Genomic DNA, 14,515 nt, shown 5'->3' with positions numbered 1-14,515 from the left:
GATCCGGCCGACGCGGCCGGGAGCCTCCGTTGACGCCCCCCGACGGCAATCCTAAGGTCTTGCATAGGATTCCTTGAGCGGCATGGGGGGCGGAGCCATAAATGGCTTTGAATTGGGCCTTTCGGCCCAATAAAGGCCCCTGGAATTCCCCGTTGGGGAATTCTTGGTGGGTTTATGTCGGCCCCCGTTGGGGGCCTTGTTTTGCGGCTTGAATTCCTCCGCTGGAGGAATTCTTGCTTTGGTGTTGTTTGAAATTCCTTCGGAATTTTGGGGCCCCTGTCGGGGCCCTGGTTTTTGTTGGTTCGTCAGTTTTGTGTGTTTGGTGGGTTGTTGGTGGTTCGCCCGTTCCGGGCGGTGGGGTGGTGGGGCTCGGCCCTGTCGGGCCGGCTGTGGGGCGTGGAGGGGTTGTGAGGTGGGGGGTTGGGCCTGTCGGCCCTGGTGGTGGCTGTGGGGGCGCCGTTGGCGCTGTGTGGGCTGGGAGGTGTGGAGGGGGGTGGGTGGCCTGGTTTGCGAGTCTTGCAATATACGAAGTTCTGGTAGTGCGGCCACAGTTGAGCGGCCGTTGGCCGCGGGGGCCTGGTGGGTTTGTGCGGCGAGTTGAAGGGTGCCCTGTTTGAATTTCGTGCGCTCGGAATTGTGTCGCTTGCGGGGCGGCTTTCGTGTTGGCTATTCGGGTGTTGCGTCGGTTCATATTCTGGCTCTGAGGGGTTTATGTGGGGCGGCTTGGTGTGGGTGTATTTGCGGGAGTGGTGGGCGTCGTTGTGAATTCTCGCGCCGTTCTATTGATATGTGATTCGGTTTGTTGTGTGGGGTGCTTCTTTGGGGGCTGGAATTTCAGGAGGTGGTTCGGTATTTGGTTGCTGTTTTCTTTATGCGGGCGCGATGAGGCGCCCGTTGGGTGCCTCGGGCTCGGGTGTCTGCGGCGCGGCGGGGGCTGGCCAGCTCTAGGGTTCGGCGAGTCTTGCAAGATACGAACGCCCGGCAGGGGAGCCATGGTTGAGCGTGCGGCGCATCCGGTGTTGATTGCGGTGGAGGAAGGGGTGCGGCAGCGAGTTGCTAACGCGGTGAGCGCACAGGAGCAGCGGGCGGCACGGTTGTCGGCGGAGGGGAACCGTTGGCTTACGCGGGGGTTGACGCGGACTCAGGCCGCGGCGGTACGGGCGGCCTGGCGCAGCGAGGTGCGCCGGCTGCGGGCGGCTGGTGAACTGCTGGACGTACGTGACGCGCTGGTGGCGTACGGGGTGCGCGAGGAACTGCGGGTGCGCGGGTGGGAGCGGGTGTGGGATCCGGCGCCCGAGGAAGCGTGGGACCAGGGCCGTTGGCCCGGGTCTCGCGACAGCGGGCCGGGCGGCTTCCCGGAGCGGATCTCCGCGCGGCTGGACGCCTCGCTGGCCGCTCAGGCCGTGGCTGCGTGCTGGTGGACGTCGTGGCCGGCGATTCAGGCGCTGCGTGCGTGGCGGGATGAGAACCCGGGGATCACGCCGCCCCGGTACCGGCTCGACGAGGAGGAGCAAAAGCGCCTGGTGGGTCCGCTCGCGGCGTACGAGGCACTGTCGGCGCAGGTGACGACGACCGGCGTGATCTGGCGAGCCGGCGTCTTCCGCGGCTTGGCGCAGGCCGCGGCGATCGGCTCCTGAGCCTGCGGCCGCCCTGGCCGGCCGTGGGCAGCGGGGGCGAGAAGACATTCCTGACAGGCGCGGCAGTCATCGAGGGCCGCGTCGTACAGCTCGGCCAGCTGCGCCTCGTCAGTGTCCGGAGCGGGTTGGTGGCGCCGGGCGCTGTTGGGCGCGAGCGACGAACTGACGGCGGTGGTCGTCTTCTGCGCCGTGGGCGTGGTGATGGTCGGTGCTCATGCTTCCTGGTACTCGTTGCGGCCGTGGGGCGCAGCGGTGGCCTGCGCGCCGTGGGTCAGCCTGCGTTCGGGTAGATCGGGCCCGGCAGCGGCAAGGGCGGCAGGGAGTCGTCCGGCGTCGCCTGGGGGAGGTCGTGGAAGCAGCCGGGGGTGTCGATCAGGACCGGCGTCCAGTCCTCGTCAGAGCGCTGCGGGTCGAGGTCGACCATGAGCACGCGGTTGGTACGAACGTCGGTTGCCTCGGCAGCGGCGGCCAGGAGCGACGACAGGTCAATCTCGGAGGTGGTCTTGTCCTCCCCTCCTCGAAGGAACGTGCCGGAGGTGATGCGGGGGTCCTGGGCGGTCATAAGGGGCTCCTCGTCGGGTGCGGGGTGATAGGTCGAGCGTACGGGCCTGGGCTGCCAGGCTGGGGCCGTTCCGGCCACTTCTCCGTTCGGCCAGCGGCCGCCGGCGGCCTCGTCGGCCGGCGAACGGCAGGGCGCAGTCGAGCGGGCGCGGCGATGAGCGCCAGGACGACGTCGGCGACGTGCTGGCAGGCCCGTCAGCGGACCGCCAGGAGGACAGGCGGCAGCGAGGCGCTGCCGGTGGCCGGGTCAGCTACTGGCGGGCGTCGGGCACCTCGTCGACGTAGGCGGCCTTCGTCCGCCAGGCCGCGGTGCAGCCGGGGGCGGTGCACTCGATCCGGGAGTAGAGCGAGGGGGTGCGCCGGTAGCCGTTGAACGCCGAGTGATTGCACCGGCGTTGGGCCACGACCCAAAACGGGCGGTGGGCGGAGGTCGTACAGGCGGGCATGGGGCCTTCTAGAAGTCGGGGAGCAGCAGGGCCGGCGGCGTCGGTGGACGGGGCCACGGCGAGCGGCGGGCAGTCAGTCGCGGCGTTCGGTGCAGTCGGGGCAGAGCTCAGGAGTGGGTGAAGCGGGGTCGAGGCGGTAGTGGTCACCGCAGATCAGGCAGTGGCAGTACATGCGGTCCTTTCGCGAGCAAGGGCTGTGCCCTGCCGGTGCCGGGGCGTGGCCGGGAGTGGAAGCGAGGCGGGCCGGCCGTTGGCCGGCGGTGGGGCGGCCCCTGTCGGGGGCGCCGTTGGGGCCGGGGCCGGGCCCCTGTCGGGGCCCGGGCCGGAGGGGCGGGTCGGTCAGCCGGCGACCAGCTCGTCGAACTTGTCGGCCTTGCGGTGCACGCGGGTGGGGTTCGTGGCGGTCACGTAGGCCACCGTGGCGCGGGTCCTGGCGACGTCGACGACCAGGCCCCGGCGGCACATCCCGCGCGCCCAGACGTACGCGACGTCGCCGACCTTCGGGGCGGCGCCGTCGTCCCAGCCCGGCATGCCCGCCACGTTCGGGAGGGAGTCGATGAGGGGGCGCAGCTTGGGCAGCAGTTCCTCGTCGGCGTGCTGGATGTCGATGTCCTTGCGCAGCTTCTTGGCGACGGTCTCCACAGGGCCCGCCGGGCAGTCGACGGGCCGGCCGTCGAGGGTGGCGGTGTGGTGGGCGGCGCGACGCTGGCGGCCGCTGGCGGTGGCCGGGGTGAAGGTGATGGTGATCTCGCTGCCGCGGTAGGTCTCGCGGAGCACCTCGAAGGGCTTCAGGCGGCTGTTGCGGGCGCGCTGCTCGGCGAGTTCGTCGGCGGCCGCGGTGGCCTCATCCAGGGTGGCGAACCGGGGCACAGGGGTCTTGGGGCTGCCCGGGGTCCACAGCTCGAAGGGGGTGCCGGCGAACCTGCTGCCGGCCGGCCAGTCGTAGCGCTCCACCACGCCGATGGTGTCGAGGCCCTGGATGAGGGCCCACTTGCTGTCGGGCTTGATGTCGTCGGGGGTGACGGTGACGCTCAGGCGCATGGCATTCCTTCCGGCTCTTTTGACTCTTAAGACACTACATCGACATTGCGAACATAGCAAGCCTTAAGAGACGAATAGGAACGGTGGGGCGCAGCAGATCGACGGCAGGCTCCTGGACATGCGCACGGCGGGGCGAGATCCGGGAGCGAGGAGGAGCAGCGGCGGGGCCGGCCGTTGGCCGGCGGTGGGCGGCCCCCTTCGGGGCGCCGGCTGTGGTGGGGGCCGGGCCCCTGTCGGGGCCCGGGTGGGCGGGTGCGGGCCGGGAGCCGTTGGCTCCCGGGTGGTTGGGTCCTTCGGGGGAGGGTGGTGGTGACCTGGCGGGGCGTGGGTCGTTGGGCGGGGGGTGAGTGTGCAGGCCCTCCTCGATACCGCGTTCGCGCGCCCGCCTGCCCCGGGCACCGGTGGGGGCGCCGGCGGGTTCACATTCTCGGACCTGCGCGAGGGCCGGTGGAAGCAGTTCCTCCTCGGCGACGGTGAGGGGCCCTGGGACCGGCCACTGGGCGAGCTGTGGCAGCGGGTGGTCGTCGAGTGCGGCGCCGCCGAGCAACTGGCGGCCGAGCACGGCGTGGTGTGGGAGGAGCTGCCGCACGACTCCAAGATCGTCCTTGCCCTCCAGGATGCGGAGGGCGACGTCGTCGACGTCGCCGCGGTGGCCTTGCGCACGCAGCAGGAGGCATGGGAGCGCGAAGCGCGGTACGCGCGGATCCACCGCCCGCTGCCGGAGGACCTGACCGGCCTGGTGCCGGCCGACGTCGGGGCGCTGCGTTCCGGGCTGTTGTCGGCCGGCGACTTCCGCGACGACGGGTATGGCGGCGGGGCGCAGCAGCAGTTCCAGCGGATGGTGACCGCGTTGAGCGGGACGGCCGCCTACCTGGCCGCCGCGCACTTCATCCCCGCTCCCCTGGCCTTCGATGTGGTCACCACCGCGCCCCTGGACAAGGAGACGCGTGCGGCGCTGCGGCTGCCGGCGCCGTGGTCGCTGGTGGTTCACGAGCCCGTGCCGCTGGCCGCCGCGCAGGCGGATGACGCCGAGCTCGCCGAGCTGATCGAGGCCGGCGGCTGCCTCGGCCGTCAGCCCGCGATCCTCGGCGGTCTGCTGGCCGCCCGCCCGGACGGGTCGCTGGACACCACGACCGGGTTCCTGCTGCTGGCCGCTTACGACGCCGTCGGCCGCCGGTCGGTGATGCTGCAGCCCGCCGCGTACGGCGACCACGCCGGCGGACGTGTGCTGTACGGGTACGCCGCCCAGTTGGCGTTCGCGCGCTGGACGGAGCCGCCGGCCCTTCCCGAGGCCGGCGGCCGGCCGGAGGCGCGCAGCACCCTGGCCCGCATCGCGCGCAGCGAGGCCGGCCGAAACGGTGCCTGGCACCACGTACGCGCCCTGGACTTCACCCCACCACCCGAACATCCCCCCGAGCCCGGCCCCGAGCCTGCGGGCTCTCGGAGGCCGCTCACGTGGGGCACGTGGCGGCGCGCGCACTGGAAGCCGGGCGTACGGATCGGGATCCGCGACGAGCGCGGCCGGCTGGTGGGCCCCGTCTACAAGGACGGTGCCCTCGAAGGTGTGACCTTCACCCGGGAGCGCTACTTCGTCCCCCGCACCCGCATCCGCCGCGACCTGCCCCTGGCCCCCACCACCACCGTCTACCGGCCGCCCCGCTCCCGCGCCGCCGGCTGATCCGCGGGTCCGTCCACGGCACAGCTACCACCTCGACTCCCCGGCGGCCTGCTTCGCGCTGCGCGCAGCAGCGGGGCGCCACGGTAGTGCGCGCAGCGGGGTCGGACAGCGGGTCTGCAGGGCGGCGAGGAGCAGCAGAGGCCGGCTGCCGGCGTAGGCGGCCCCGGGCCGGCCTGGTTGGTGGCGCAAGCGGGCGGGGCGGGAGCGCCCCGCCCGATGTCGCCGGTGAGGCTCGGGCCCGGGGACCGGCGGGAGGAGGCGGACCGCAGGGGGTGGGCGAGGAGGAGCGGCGGGGCCGGCCGTTGGCCGGCGTGGGGCGGCCCCCTTCGGGGGCGCCGGCTGTGGTGGGGCCGGGCCCCTGTCGGGGCCCTCGTGGGCCGGTGCGGGCCGGCCCGTATCGGGCCGGCCCTTCCGTGGCGCCGTGCGCTGCCACACGTCGGGCGCCTGGTGTGTTCCGGTCGCCGCTGGTGGAGAAGTCCGCGATGTCGAAGGGAACTGCCAGGACCTTCGCACCCGCGCTGGACCGCCAGCAACCGGGCAGGGGACAGGAAAGCATCAACCCCCGGGGCGGCCATGTCCGCACAGCACGATCAGCGCACGTCAACGCTCATGGCCGTCGGAGATCAGGAGCGTGGGGCCTCCGCGTGGCTGGGCCGCCTGTGCATCAACTCCTTGTGCCCGCGAGGTTTTCCGCGCCACGGCGCCCTCCCGGTGCGGCGGCACGGGGGCGGCGGGGCCTCCTGGGCACGATCGCGGTCGCCGGGTGCTGCGGCGCGCCGGGCCGGCAGGGCCTCGGCGCGGGCGGTGGGGCGTGGCGCGGGCGGTGGGACACCATTTGCTCGCCTGCGGCCGGTGACCAGCAACGACTCCCGCGGCGCGCATGTCACGTCACTCGTCGGCAGCGGGCCGGTGCGCTGGATCGCGGGGCGCTGCACTGCCACCATCGGCACGTCCCCCCGGCGGCCAACTCCTGGCCGCCGAAGGGGAGATATCCGCGCGTGCCGTCTGCGGCCGCCGCGGCGTCCCGCACCCGGCCCGGAGGTCCGCCATGTCCACTCCGACTGTCCCCGAGCCCTACGAGGGCGCCCGGCCCGGGCCCGCCGCCGGCCCTGTGTGCTGCGCCGGGCCGGGTAGCCGGCTCGGCGCGGCCGAAGCCGCGGTCGTGGTCACCGTCGTGGGCGCCGACACGGCGCTCACCCTCGCGCACCTGCCCGTCCCCGCGGCCTTGATCGGTCTCGGTGTGGCCGCGGCCGCGCTGCTGCTGCCGCGTCCCGCCGGGCCGGGCGGTTGCAGCTCGACCGGGCAGGGCTTGAGTTGACGCACCGCCTTGGCGCCGGCCTGGCCGGCGCCACCGAGGAACTGCGCCATCTCGTCGACTGGCTGCTGCGCCACAAGGGCCGGCACACCTACAAGCAGCTGGCCGCCGCGGCCACCGGCCTGGGCATTGCCGTCCATCCGTGCACGCTGCGGCGGGCCGTCGATGGCCGGCTGCCCACCTGGCGCACGGTCTGCGCGTACGCCGCCGGCGCGGGAGGCGACCGGGACGAGGCGGGACAGCTGCTTGCCGCGGCTCAGAAGGCGGCGGCGCGGGCCGGCTCGGTGCCGCGCCGCCTGCGGCCCTACTCCCCCGGGCGCATCACCACACACCAGGGCCTCGCCGCGGCCATGCGCCGCATCCGCAGCGATGCCGGCGCTCCCTCCCTGCGGGCCCTGCAGAACGCGCCGCAAGCCGGCGGGCTGCTTCCCCGGTCCACACTGTCCGCGGTCCTGCGCGGGCAACGGCTGCCCAACGCCGCGCAGCTGAGCGCGTTCCTGGCGGTCTGCCGCACCAGCGACCGCACTGCCCGGGAGCTGCTGAGGTTACGCAACCAGATCGCCGGCACCTTCGCCGCAGCGCCGCCGGGGCCTCGGCCCCGCGAGGCCGAGGCAGCCGAGGAGCGGCGCCAGCTGGACGAGTGGATCAGGATGCGCTGTGCGCGGGAGCAGGGACGACAACAAGGGCCTGTGCGATGTGCCGGCCGGTGAGCTCGCCGCGCTGCGAACCTTCACCGCCCGCCTCCGCTACGCCTGACCACCTGCCGGCATTCGAAGGCAGCCGCGGGGCCCGGCATCTGCGGCTACGGCAGGCGTGGACGGGCCTTGCACGCTTCTGGCCCTGAGCTGGGGCTTGCCGAAGCGCCCGAGACGGCGTCGGCTTCGGGCTGCCGGCTGATCCGCTCGCGCGGGTGACACAGGCGCTGCCACCATCGGCTCACCGCGCCGGGCCCGCGTTCCTCGCAGGACCCGCTCGGCCCCACCCTGCCCGACAACACTCAGGAGAACCGCCATGGCCGCTCCCCCTCCCGCCCAGCACGCCGGCGCCGAACCGGCCCCCGTCGCATCCACGCGTCTGAGCGCCGGCGAGGCGGCCGTCGTCATCGCCGCCATCGCCGCGGTGACCGTGCTCGCCGTCCTCGAACGCCCCATCCCCGCCGTCCTGACCGCGTTCACCGCGGCGGCCGGCCTCCTGCTGCTGCCCGGCCGCGCGGGCCGCCTGCTCACCGCGCTCACCTCCGGCAGCCGCGGGTGACCTGCCCGTCCGGCCCCGGCCGCCGCGCCCGGCCGCCGGCCGAGCCGGAGGAACTGGCCGTGCTGCGGGGCCGGTTGCGCGCCGCGAAGGGGCGCATGACCTTCCTCAGCCTCGCCACCTGGACGGCCAGGGCCGACATGCCCGTCTCCGCCTACACCCTGCGCCAGGCCCTCAACGGCAGCAGCCCGCCCTCCCGGCGCACCGTCCTGGCGTTCCTGGGCGGTGCGCGCGCCGCCGCCCACGCCCGTGCGGCAACCGACGAGGAGGCCGCCGCACGCCTGCAGCGGATGCCGGGCGAACAGGCCCTCGTGCGGTTGCAGGAAGCAGCGGTGGCCGCCGTCCGCCGGCCGCCGCCGGCAGGCCGGCCTGTCCCGTACCTGCCGGGCCGGGTCACCACCGGGGCCGGGCTGGCCCGGGCCATGCGCTGCATGCGCACCGCCGCCGGCGAGCCCACCCTGGACGAGCTGACCGCCCGGGGCGGGGGCCGGTTCTCCCGCAGCGCGCTGCACAACGCCCTGACCGGCCGGCGTCTGCCCGGTGAGCAGCTCCTGGCCGGCTTCGCGGAGGCCTGCGGAGCGGGCGAGGACGCCGCCGGCGCGCTGCTCGCCGCCCGCCGGCGGATCCTGGCCGGGCCGCGGCCGCCGGCGGTATATCCGTGCGACATCGCCGAGCGCGCCGAGGAGCGGCGCCAGCAGGACGAAGCCGCCCGGCCCTGGCTCACCGGTCCCGAACGCGACTGGTACGACCAGCAGTTGCACGACGAGGAGGAAGCCGCCCACCGGCGGATGACCGCATGGGTCGATGCCCTCACCGACGACGAGCTCCAGGAGCTGGCGCAGTCGGCGGCCGGCACGGGGCGCAACCTGCGTGCCGAGCTCGCCGCGTACACCGCACACACCCGGCCGGACACAGAGACCGACCGCTGACCAGACCAGCGCACAGCAGGGCGGACAGCGATCCGGCACAACGGCGAGGAGCAGCAGCGGCTGACTGCCGAGGGGCGTGGGGACGACGTCGCGGGCGCGGTTCGGCCCGGGTGCCGGCAGGAGGTGGCCGACCGTACGGGCCAGACGAGCGCACGCGGGCCGGCCGTTGGCCGGCGTGGGGCGGCCCCCTGTCGGGGGCGCCGGCTGTGGTGGGGCCGGGCCCCTGTCGGGGCCCGGGGGGGGCGGGTGCGGGCCGGGAGCCGTTGGCCCCGGCGCCAGTTGAGCCCTTGCCCCGCGCGGGCGAGGAGCGCAGCGGCGGGCGGGCCGTTGGCGGGAGTGTCAGTGCAGGTCCTCGCAGCAGCAGGCTTCGTGCGGGAAGCGGCAGGGGCGGGGGTGGGCCCTGGAGGCGTCCCGGACGGCGATGATGGCGCCGATCTCATCGAAGCTCAGCCCCTTGGCGAGCCGGTAGCTCTCCCGCCAGTAGTCGGCTTCCGTGTACTGCTCGTCCGCCTCGCAGCGGGCACGCTTCAGCTCGTCGAGCAGTTCCCGCAGCTGCAAGGCGGGCAACGATCCGGTGTTCTCGACGGCGGATTCGAGAGCAGCAAGGCGTGCTGCGGTCATCGGCTCGGGCAAGGGGGTCTCCTGTCATCTGCCGGGCAGCCGGGGGCTGTCGGCGGGGCATCCGGGCGGTGGGACGGAGCCCGGGCCCTACTGGGGCCCGGGCGGGTGGGTCAGCAGATGAAGGCCCCGTCAGGCACGACGCGGCCTGCCAGGCGCCAGGGCGTGCCGTCGTCGAGGACGTTCATGGGGCAGCGGTCCGGGTGGTGGCGCGGCACCTCGATGTCGGAGTCCGAGAGGAGGTAGAAGGTCAGCGGGCACCTGCTGCCTCGCGTGCAGGCCCTGCGGCTGGCGGTGAAGACGTGGAACACGTCCGGGGAGAGGGGCAGGGTGTCGCGCCTGAACCCTCCGTCCCGGCTCCACTGCTGGCGGCCATAGACGTACTCCGTCCTGCCGTCCCGCTGAAGCCGCCAGCGCAGCAGGCCGCCGCGCATGCGCGGGTCTTCCGGGAGGTCCGAGAAGTCCCCGGCGGGCACGGCACCGGTCATGTCCAGCACGTTCTCCCGCACGCCTACGAAGGACTGCCGCACCGCGAGCGCCCAGTAGCTGGTGCTCTGGTCGTCGAACCGGTAGGCCGAGCGGCGCTGCATCTGCGTCCCCGCCTTCCGGCGCTTCACGATCGGCTTGTTGCGCTTCATCGAACACACCCCTCACTGCGGCCACATGAACCGCACCCGCTTTCGTCTCTTAAGACAATACATACCGCATGCGGGACTAGCAAGTCTTAAGAGACGTACCGGGAGGAGTCGCACACCTGCCCGCGGGCGGGTGGGAGCGGCAGCGGATGCCGGCGCGCACCGGGAGCAGCGGGGCGGCCTCGCGTGACGGTCGCCGAACGGCCCGGGCCCGCCGGCCCACCGCATCGGTACCGAATTCCCGTCACCCTCTCTGCCAATTCCGTCGCGGAAATGCTTCTGAATTCCGGCTTCATTTCGCTTGCTATTTCCCTTCCCAGCCCCGTCGAAGAGTGCGACCTGTGGCAGATGCGGGCTCGGAGGAGCATCGGAGCAGCGCACGAGCGGTCGAGGAGGCGCCCCCGGCCACCGCCGCCCCTCCTTGAGCGCGTTGCGCCCCTGCGCACGCCCTGCAGCCCCGTCACGGCCCAACAACGCCCCGTCGGACCCGAGGTACCGGAACAGGCGTTCCCCGGGCGCAGCGCGCGGCTGAGCGGCCGCCGGGGGCCGGGAGCCGGGAGCCGGGAGCCGGGAGCCGGGAGCCGGGAGCCGGGGAGCCGGGGAGCCGGGGGTGAGCGCAGATCGGCGTCCCCGGCGGCGGCGCCGATCTGCGCTCACCCGCCGACCCGCGCCTGGTGGACGGCGCCGGCCTCGCCGGTGACCTGCCCGGCCCCGCGGATGCCAGCGGCCGCGGGGCCGCTTCGGTGAGTACCGGCCTGCGGATTCAAGCGAGTTGGCCCCACGTGGCGAGTTGCGCGGCTACGCTGGCCGCTGTTGTGCGGGGTGTGAACCCACTCCGCCTATGGGGTGGCTGACGCCGCCCCTTTTTCATGTCCGGCGGCACCTCGCCGGCCCCTCCGCGAAGGCCCCGACGCCCTGTGCGTACGGGGCCTTTCGCATGCCCGCATCCCGCCACCACCCTTGGAGACGCCCATGTCCCCTGCGCGTTACACCGACCCCGAGCTGCAGGCCATCTACGACTACCTCGCCCCCGCCGAACAGCCGCGCGCGGCCAGCGCGGAGGCGATCGCCGCGCGCGAGGGCCTCGACCTGGGCGCCGAACTGGCCTCCGTCCGCCGGCGCCCAGTCCCTGCGCCCCGGCCCGCCCGCGCAGGCCGGCGCCACAACCTCCGGGCGCTGCAGGACCACATCTACGGCGTCCTGCGGGCCCGGGCGCCACGCATGCGGTCATCCGTCCTGCGGGCCCAGGCCGCCGCCTGGGCCGAACTGAGGATGTGGCCCCACGAGACGGAGGCATGGATCAAAGCCCTCGGCGCCGAGGGTGCCGCCACCGCCGCCGCCTGCCGGCGCCTGCACATCGCACTGCCCGCCCTCGACATCGTGCTCGACGGCCAGACCACGGCCCGCCGGCTACGAGGCGGCGAGACCCCCACCGCCGTCCACGCCCGAGCCGCCGCCCTCGGCATCACCCTGCCCGGCTGACCAACCCCACAGCGCCAGCGCAGCGACCGGCCGAACACCCCGCACCGGACAGGACCGGCGACGTCACCCTGGCACGCCGGAGAACACCAACGGCCCGGACTCCACCGCAGCCGGCCGCGAGCAGCAGAAGACCCGCGAGCCGTCCGCCGACCGACGGAGCCCGCTGCTCCCGGCCGGGCAAGGCGGCGGACCCAGGACAGCGAAAGCGCCGGGCCGCGGGCGGTGCGCAGCGACAGGCAGACCGGCCCGGCCCAGGGCGAGTTGCCCACAAGCAACCGGAGTCCGCGTCGTGCGGTTTCCGGTTGCCCATAGGCCACTCAGCGCACCCGGGAAGACAACGGGCCGGCCGTTGGCCGGCAGGGGGCGGCCCCCTTCGGGGGCGCCGGGCGGGCTGAGGCCGGGCCCTGCCGGGCCCGGCGGCCTCCGGTGCGGGCCGGGGCCGTTGGCCCCGGGCCGGGCGGCCGGCGGGGCCGACCGGCCGGTCGTCCGGCCGCGCTCGCCTGGCTCCGCTCAAGGTGCCGATACGCCGCTGCCGCCCGCAGGCGTAGCCGGGCGCCGGTGCAACGCGACGACGGCACGAGGCAGGAAGATGCCAGGCGGGACGCACCCGGACGTGGCGCCCCGGGCCCGCTCACCTCCGGACACGGCCGGACGCTGACGGACGCCGGCGAACGAGGGTACGAGCGGAGCACCGGACGCATACCTCTCACGCAAGAACCGGCGCCGGGCCTTCAGGTGAGCGTCACCCGCAGTTCGTAGGGCTCTCCGCTGCTGATCGCAACGGCCTGCTCCCGCAGGTCGGCCGGAGTAAATCCGAGCAGAGCGCGATCGGCGGCCCGGCGCAGCGCAGGGAGAATCTCCCCCACCGGCCGGCCCCGGTGCGTGCCTGCGAGGTCGTTGAACGCCTGCTGATACGACGAGGCGCCCGCGCCCTGGCCATCCGGCAGAAGGCGGCCCAGAGCCTCACGGTCGATGCTGATACGTCCCATCCGCCGCTCCTCCCGCAGACCGGGCCCGACCCTCTCGAACCCACGCCTCCCACGCTACGGGCGACCACTGACAACCCCCGGCACCAACCAGCCGGCCGGTGGTCATAAGGACGGCCGGGCAGGTCAGCTGAGAGCCGCCCGCGGCCGCAACCGCGCCACACCCGCCCTCTGCAGGCGCAACCCGCGGGGGCGGAGGGGAGGTCGGCGATCACGTCCCGGCGGGACCATCACCCCTGCGCACCGAATCGGCGCAACAGCCCAGCATCTGGGTTGAGTGCTCCCACGGGGATTCGAACCCCGATTCCCGGATTCGTAGTCCGGTGCCCTCTCCGTTGGACGACAGGAGCCAGCCCGCCGGCACGCGCCAAGAGTGAACGGCCACGGGTGAGCGGCCGAGCACCTCACGCCACCAGGCAGCCGTCCGTTTCCCGAAGTACCAGACCTCGGGAAACGGACGGGAGGTCGGCGATCGCGTCCCGGTCAAGGGACCATCACCCCTGCGCACCCACCACGGCGCAACAGCCCTACAAACCACCCGGCCTACGGTGCGGGACGCGTCGGTGCACGGCCCTGGGCCGCGCGTTCGCCTGTCCCGCCCCCGGCAGGTGGCGCCGGGCCCCCGAAGGGAAGGGAGGGCCCGGCGTGCGGTCCCGCCACCCCGGGGGGGGCAGGGCAGCGGGACCAGTGAGCCGACGGGATTCGAACCCGACCGGGCCCCCGGCAAGGGGGCCGTGCAAGCCAGCAGCTCCAGAGGGGAGCTACCCCTCCTTCAACCCGGGACGCTGATCAGGCACCCGGGTCCGACACGGCGTCAGGGAGACGGTTCGGCCTTACCGGCGCTCCGCCCACACCCTGACGACCAGCGATCCGAGGGGACTCGAACCCCTGCACACCCACAAGTGGAGCCGCTCTACCAACTGAGCTACGGACCAAGCCAACCAAGAACCGAGGAGGCCATCCCCCACTCCCTGCCTGACTCTTAAAACTATACAGGTCGAGGGCGGTACACGCAAGCCATAAGAGACAACCGGACGGGCGCGCCACCGACACCAACAACCACAAGCCCCGACGGCACAGCCGACCCTGCACCGGGAGCAGCACCGAACCAGCCCCTCCCTGGGGGCCACAGTCCCTCGCGTGCCAGATCCCCAAGATTCGCCGGCAGATCACATGGGCACTTGCACAACCCAGCGGCGGTGCGCGGCAGCCGCGCCACCATCCGGGCATGCAACGCCTCGCTCAGCGCCAGGAGCGGCGACCACCCGCCACGGCGGCGGGAATCACGACCGGGTCACCGGTAAAGATGGAGCGGCGGGTGTCTGCACAGTGCACCGACGCGTGGCGGTGTGATCCCTTACCGGTGCGGTAATAGGTAGCCATGTGAGACGCTCCCCGTTCGGTTCGACTGCAACCTTTTGACTCTTAAGACCATACGCACGGATGGCGCAGAACGCAAGTCTTAAGAGACGTTGAGCCCGCGGTCAGAACGCAAACGCATCCTCAATGAGGGTCACCTTGCGAACCATGTCGGCATGCCCCTTGCGCGCGGCCTCCGGGGTCGCGTAGCGGCGAATGCCCACTTCATCAATCACTGCGCCATCCGCCGACAGCTCGAACACCATGGTTTCGTAGGCCGCCCCGCCGTCGGGGGCAGATACCGGGATCATGAACGGAAGCTCGACCGTGCTCACCTTGTAGCCGCTCACCATGTCGATGAGGCGCAGTTCAGTGATCATGTAAGTTCCTTCCGTTGGTGAGCATCGCGACGGGGCGTCGCACTTCTGCGGCATTGCCTGCGAGGGCGGTGATCCAGTTCCGCCTTCACACTTCGCGTCGCCACTGGCGGCTCTCGCGACGCTTCGCGATCCGCTTGACCGTCCGGTCGTACGTGCGGCCATTCCGGCCCTTGTGGCCATAGTTGAGAGTGCGGCTG

Annotated in this window: 14 protein-coding genes and 2 tRNA genes; 7 read left to right on the top strand and 9 right to left on the bottom strand. The window is 73.1% G+C overall.

Features of this window, described 5'->3' with window-relative positions:
• The first annotated feature begins 1,130 nt into the window (after positions 1-1,130).
• A complete protein-coding gene (locus ABZ851_RS30805) occupies positions 1,131-1,637 on the top strand; it encodes a hypothetical protein (RefSeq protein WP_361134454.1) in 507 nt (168 codons plus the stop codon).
• Positions 1,638-1,908: 271 nt separating this feature from the next.
• Here the strand turns inward: ABZ851_RS30805 and ABZ851_RS30800 are convergent, their stop codons facing one another.
• From ABZ851_RS30800 to ABZ851_RS30790, 3 genes are all read right to left on the bottom strand, one after another.
• Positions 1,909-2,199, bottom strand: coding sequence for a hypothetical protein (locus ABZ851_RS30800; protein WP_361134451.1), 291 nt, complete (start codon positions 2,197-2,199; stop codon positions 1,909-1,911).
• Positions 2,200-2,449: 250 nt separating this feature from the next.
• The gene (locus ABZ851_RS30795) at positions 2,450-2,644 is read right to left on the bottom strand and encodes a hypothetical protein (RefSeq protein ID WP_361134448.1); all 195 of its coding nucleotides are present in this window, start codon (positions 2,642-2,644) and stop codon (positions 2,450-2,452) included.
• Positions 2,645-2,983: 339 nt separating this feature from the next.
• Positions 2,984-3,685, bottom strand: a complete 702-nt coding sequence (locus tag ABZ851_RS30790; RefSeq protein WP_361134445.1) for a hypothetical protein — start codon at positions 3,683-3,685, stop codon at positions 2,984-2,986.
• A 343-nt stretch (positions 3,686-4,028) separates the two neighbouring features.
• Here ABZ851_RS30790 and ABZ851_RS30785 point away from each other — a divergent pair, with 343 nt between their 5' ends.
• From ABZ851_RS30785 to ABZ851_RS30765, 5 genes are all read left to right on the top strand, one after another.
• Positions 4,029-5,363 carry a hypothetical protein gene (locus tag ABZ851_RS30785; RefSeq protein ID WP_361134442.1) on the top strand — a complete coding sequence of 445 codons (1,335 nt, stop codon included), beginning with the start codon at positions 4,029-4,031 and terminating at the stop codon, positions 5,361-5,363.
• 1,048 nt (positions 5,364-6,411) lie between these two features.
• Positions 6,412-6,681 (top strand): hypothetical protein, encoded by a 270-nt coding sequence (locus ABZ851_RS30780; protein ID WP_361134439.1) that lies wholly within the window; start codon positions 6,412-6,414, stop codon positions 6,679-6,681.
• Positions 6,678-7,388 (top strand): hypothetical protein, encoded by a 711-nt coding sequence (locus ABZ851_RS30775; RefSeq protein ID WP_361134436.1) that lies wholly within the window; start codon positions 6,678-6,680, stop codon positions 7,386-7,388. The genes ABZ851_RS30780 and ABZ851_RS30775 overlap by 4 nt, the downstream gene beginning before the upstream one ends.
• 301 nt (positions 7,389-7,689) lie before the next feature.
• On the top strand, positions 7,690-7,932 hold the full coding sequence (locus tag ABZ851_RS30770; RefSeq protein WP_361134433.1) for a hypothetical protein: 243 nt from the start codon (positions 7,690-7,692) through the stop codon (positions 7,930-7,932).
• A 95-nt stretch (positions 7,933-8,027) separates the two neighbouring features.
• Complete coding sequence (locus ABZ851_RS30765) at positions 8,028-8,858, top strand: hypothetical protein (RefSeq protein ID WP_361134430.1); 831 nt, start codon at positions 8,028-8,030, stop codon at positions 8,856-8,858.
• A 339-nt stretch (positions 8,859-9,197) separates the two neighbouring features.
• On the opposite strand, the gene ABZ851_RS30760 is transcribed toward ABZ851_RS30765, so the two are convergent.
• Both ABZ851_RS30760 and ABZ851_RS30755 read right to left on the bottom strand, forming a co-directional pair.
• On the bottom strand, positions 9,198-9,491 hold the full coding sequence (locus tag ABZ851_RS30760) for a hypothetical protein (RefSeq protein ID WP_361134427.1): 294 nt from the start codon (positions 9,489-9,491) through the stop codon (positions 9,198-9,200).
• 98 nt (positions 9,492-9,589) lie between these two features.
• Positions 9,590-10,114: a hypothetical protein gene (locus ABZ851_RS30755; protein WP_361134424.1), complete on the bottom strand. Its 525-nt coding sequence runs from the start codon at positions 10,112-10,114 to the stop codon at positions 9,590-9,592.
• A 969-nt stretch (positions 10,115-11,083) separates the two neighbouring features.
• On the opposite strand from ABZ851_RS30755, the gene ABZ851_RS30750 reads away from it, so the two are divergent.
• Positions 11,084-11,593 (top strand): hypothetical protein, encoded by a 510-nt coding sequence (locus ABZ851_RS30750; RefSeq protein WP_361134421.1) that lies wholly within the window; start codon positions 11,084-11,086, stop codon positions 11,591-11,593.
• A gap of 731 nt (positions 11,594-12,324) precedes the next feature.
• On the opposite strand, the gene ABZ851_RS30745 is transcribed toward ABZ851_RS30750, so the two are convergent.
• From ABZ851_RS30745 to ABZ851_RS30730, 4 genes are all read right to left on the bottom strand, one after another.
• Positions 12,325-12,582, bottom strand: coding sequence for a hypothetical protein (locus tag ABZ851_RS30745; protein ID WP_361134418.1), 258 nt, complete (start codon positions 12,580-12,582; stop codon positions 12,325-12,327).
• Positions 12,583-12,857: 275 nt separating this feature from the next.
• Positions 12,858-12,929: transfer RNA gene (locus tag ABZ851_RS30740), tRNA-Arg, on the bottom strand.
• A gap of 515 nt (positions 12,930-13,444) precedes the next feature.
• Positions 13,445-13,514: transfer RNA gene (locus tag ABZ851_RS30735), tRNA-OTHER, on the bottom strand.
• Positions 13,515-14,063: 549 nt separating this feature from the next.
• On the bottom strand, positions 14,064-14,318 hold the full coding sequence (locus tag ABZ851_RS30730; RefSeq protein WP_361134415.1) for a hypothetical protein: 255 nt from the start codon (positions 14,316-14,318) through the stop codon (positions 14,064-14,066).
• Between the last annotated feature and the right edge of the window lie 197 nt (positions 14,319-14,515).

Origin of the sequence: Streptomyces sp. NPDC047049, from assembly GCF_040643995.1 — a bacterium.
GTDB lineage: Bacteria > Actinomycetota > Actinomycetes > Streptomycetales > Streptomycetaceae > Streptomyces > Streptomyces mooreae.
The sequence above is the reverse complement of the archived record's forward strand: the minus strand, read 5'-3'. Positions and strand labels throughout refer to the sequence as shown.

What these genes read in the sequence shown, in the direction of transcription:
- ABZ851_RS30800 (WP_361134451.1), bottom strand. Translation starts at nt 2,199, where the DNA reads ATGACCGCCCAGGACCCCCGCATCACCTCCGGCACGTTCCTTCGAGGA.
- ABZ851_RS30795 (WP_361134448.1), bottom strand. Translation starts at nt 2,644, where the DNA reads ATGCCCGCCTGTACGACCTCCGCCCACCGCCCGTTTTGGGTCGTGGCC.
- ABZ851_RS30790 (WP_361134445.1), bottom strand. Translation starts at nt 3,685, where the DNA reads ATGCGCCTGAGCGTCACCGTCACCCCCGACGACATCAAGCCCGACAGC.
- ABZ851_RS30780 (WP_361134439.1), top strand. Translation starts at nt 6,412, where the DNA reads ATGTCCACTCCGACTGTCCCCGAGCCCTACGAGGGCGCCCGGCCCGGG.
- ABZ851_RS30770 (WP_361134433.1), top strand. Translation starts at nt 7,690, where the DNA reads ATGGCCGCTCCCCCTCCCGCCCAGCACGCCGGCGCCGAACCGGCCCCC.
- ABZ851_RS30765 (WP_361134430.1), top strand. Translation starts at nt 8,028, where the DNA reads ATGACCTTCCTCAGCCTCGCCACCTGGACGGCCAGGGCCGACATGCCC.
- ABZ851_RS30755 (WP_361134424.1), bottom strand. Translation starts at nt 10,114, where the DNA reads ATGAAGCGCAACAAGCCGATCGTGAAGCGCCGGAAGGCGGGGACGCAG.
- ABZ851_RS30750 (WP_361134421.1), top strand. Translation starts at nt 11,084, where the DNA reads ATGTCCCCTGCGCGTTACACCGACCCCGAGCTGCAGGCCATCTACGAC.
- ABZ851_RS30745 (WP_361134418.1), bottom strand. Translation starts at nt 12,582, where the DNA reads ATGGGACGTATCAGCATCGACCGTGAGGCTCTGGGCCGCCTTCTGCCG.
- ABZ851_RS30730 (WP_361134415.1), bottom strand. Translation starts at nt 14,318, where the DNA reads ATGATCACTGAACTGCGCCTCATCGACATGGTGAGCGGCTACAAGGTG.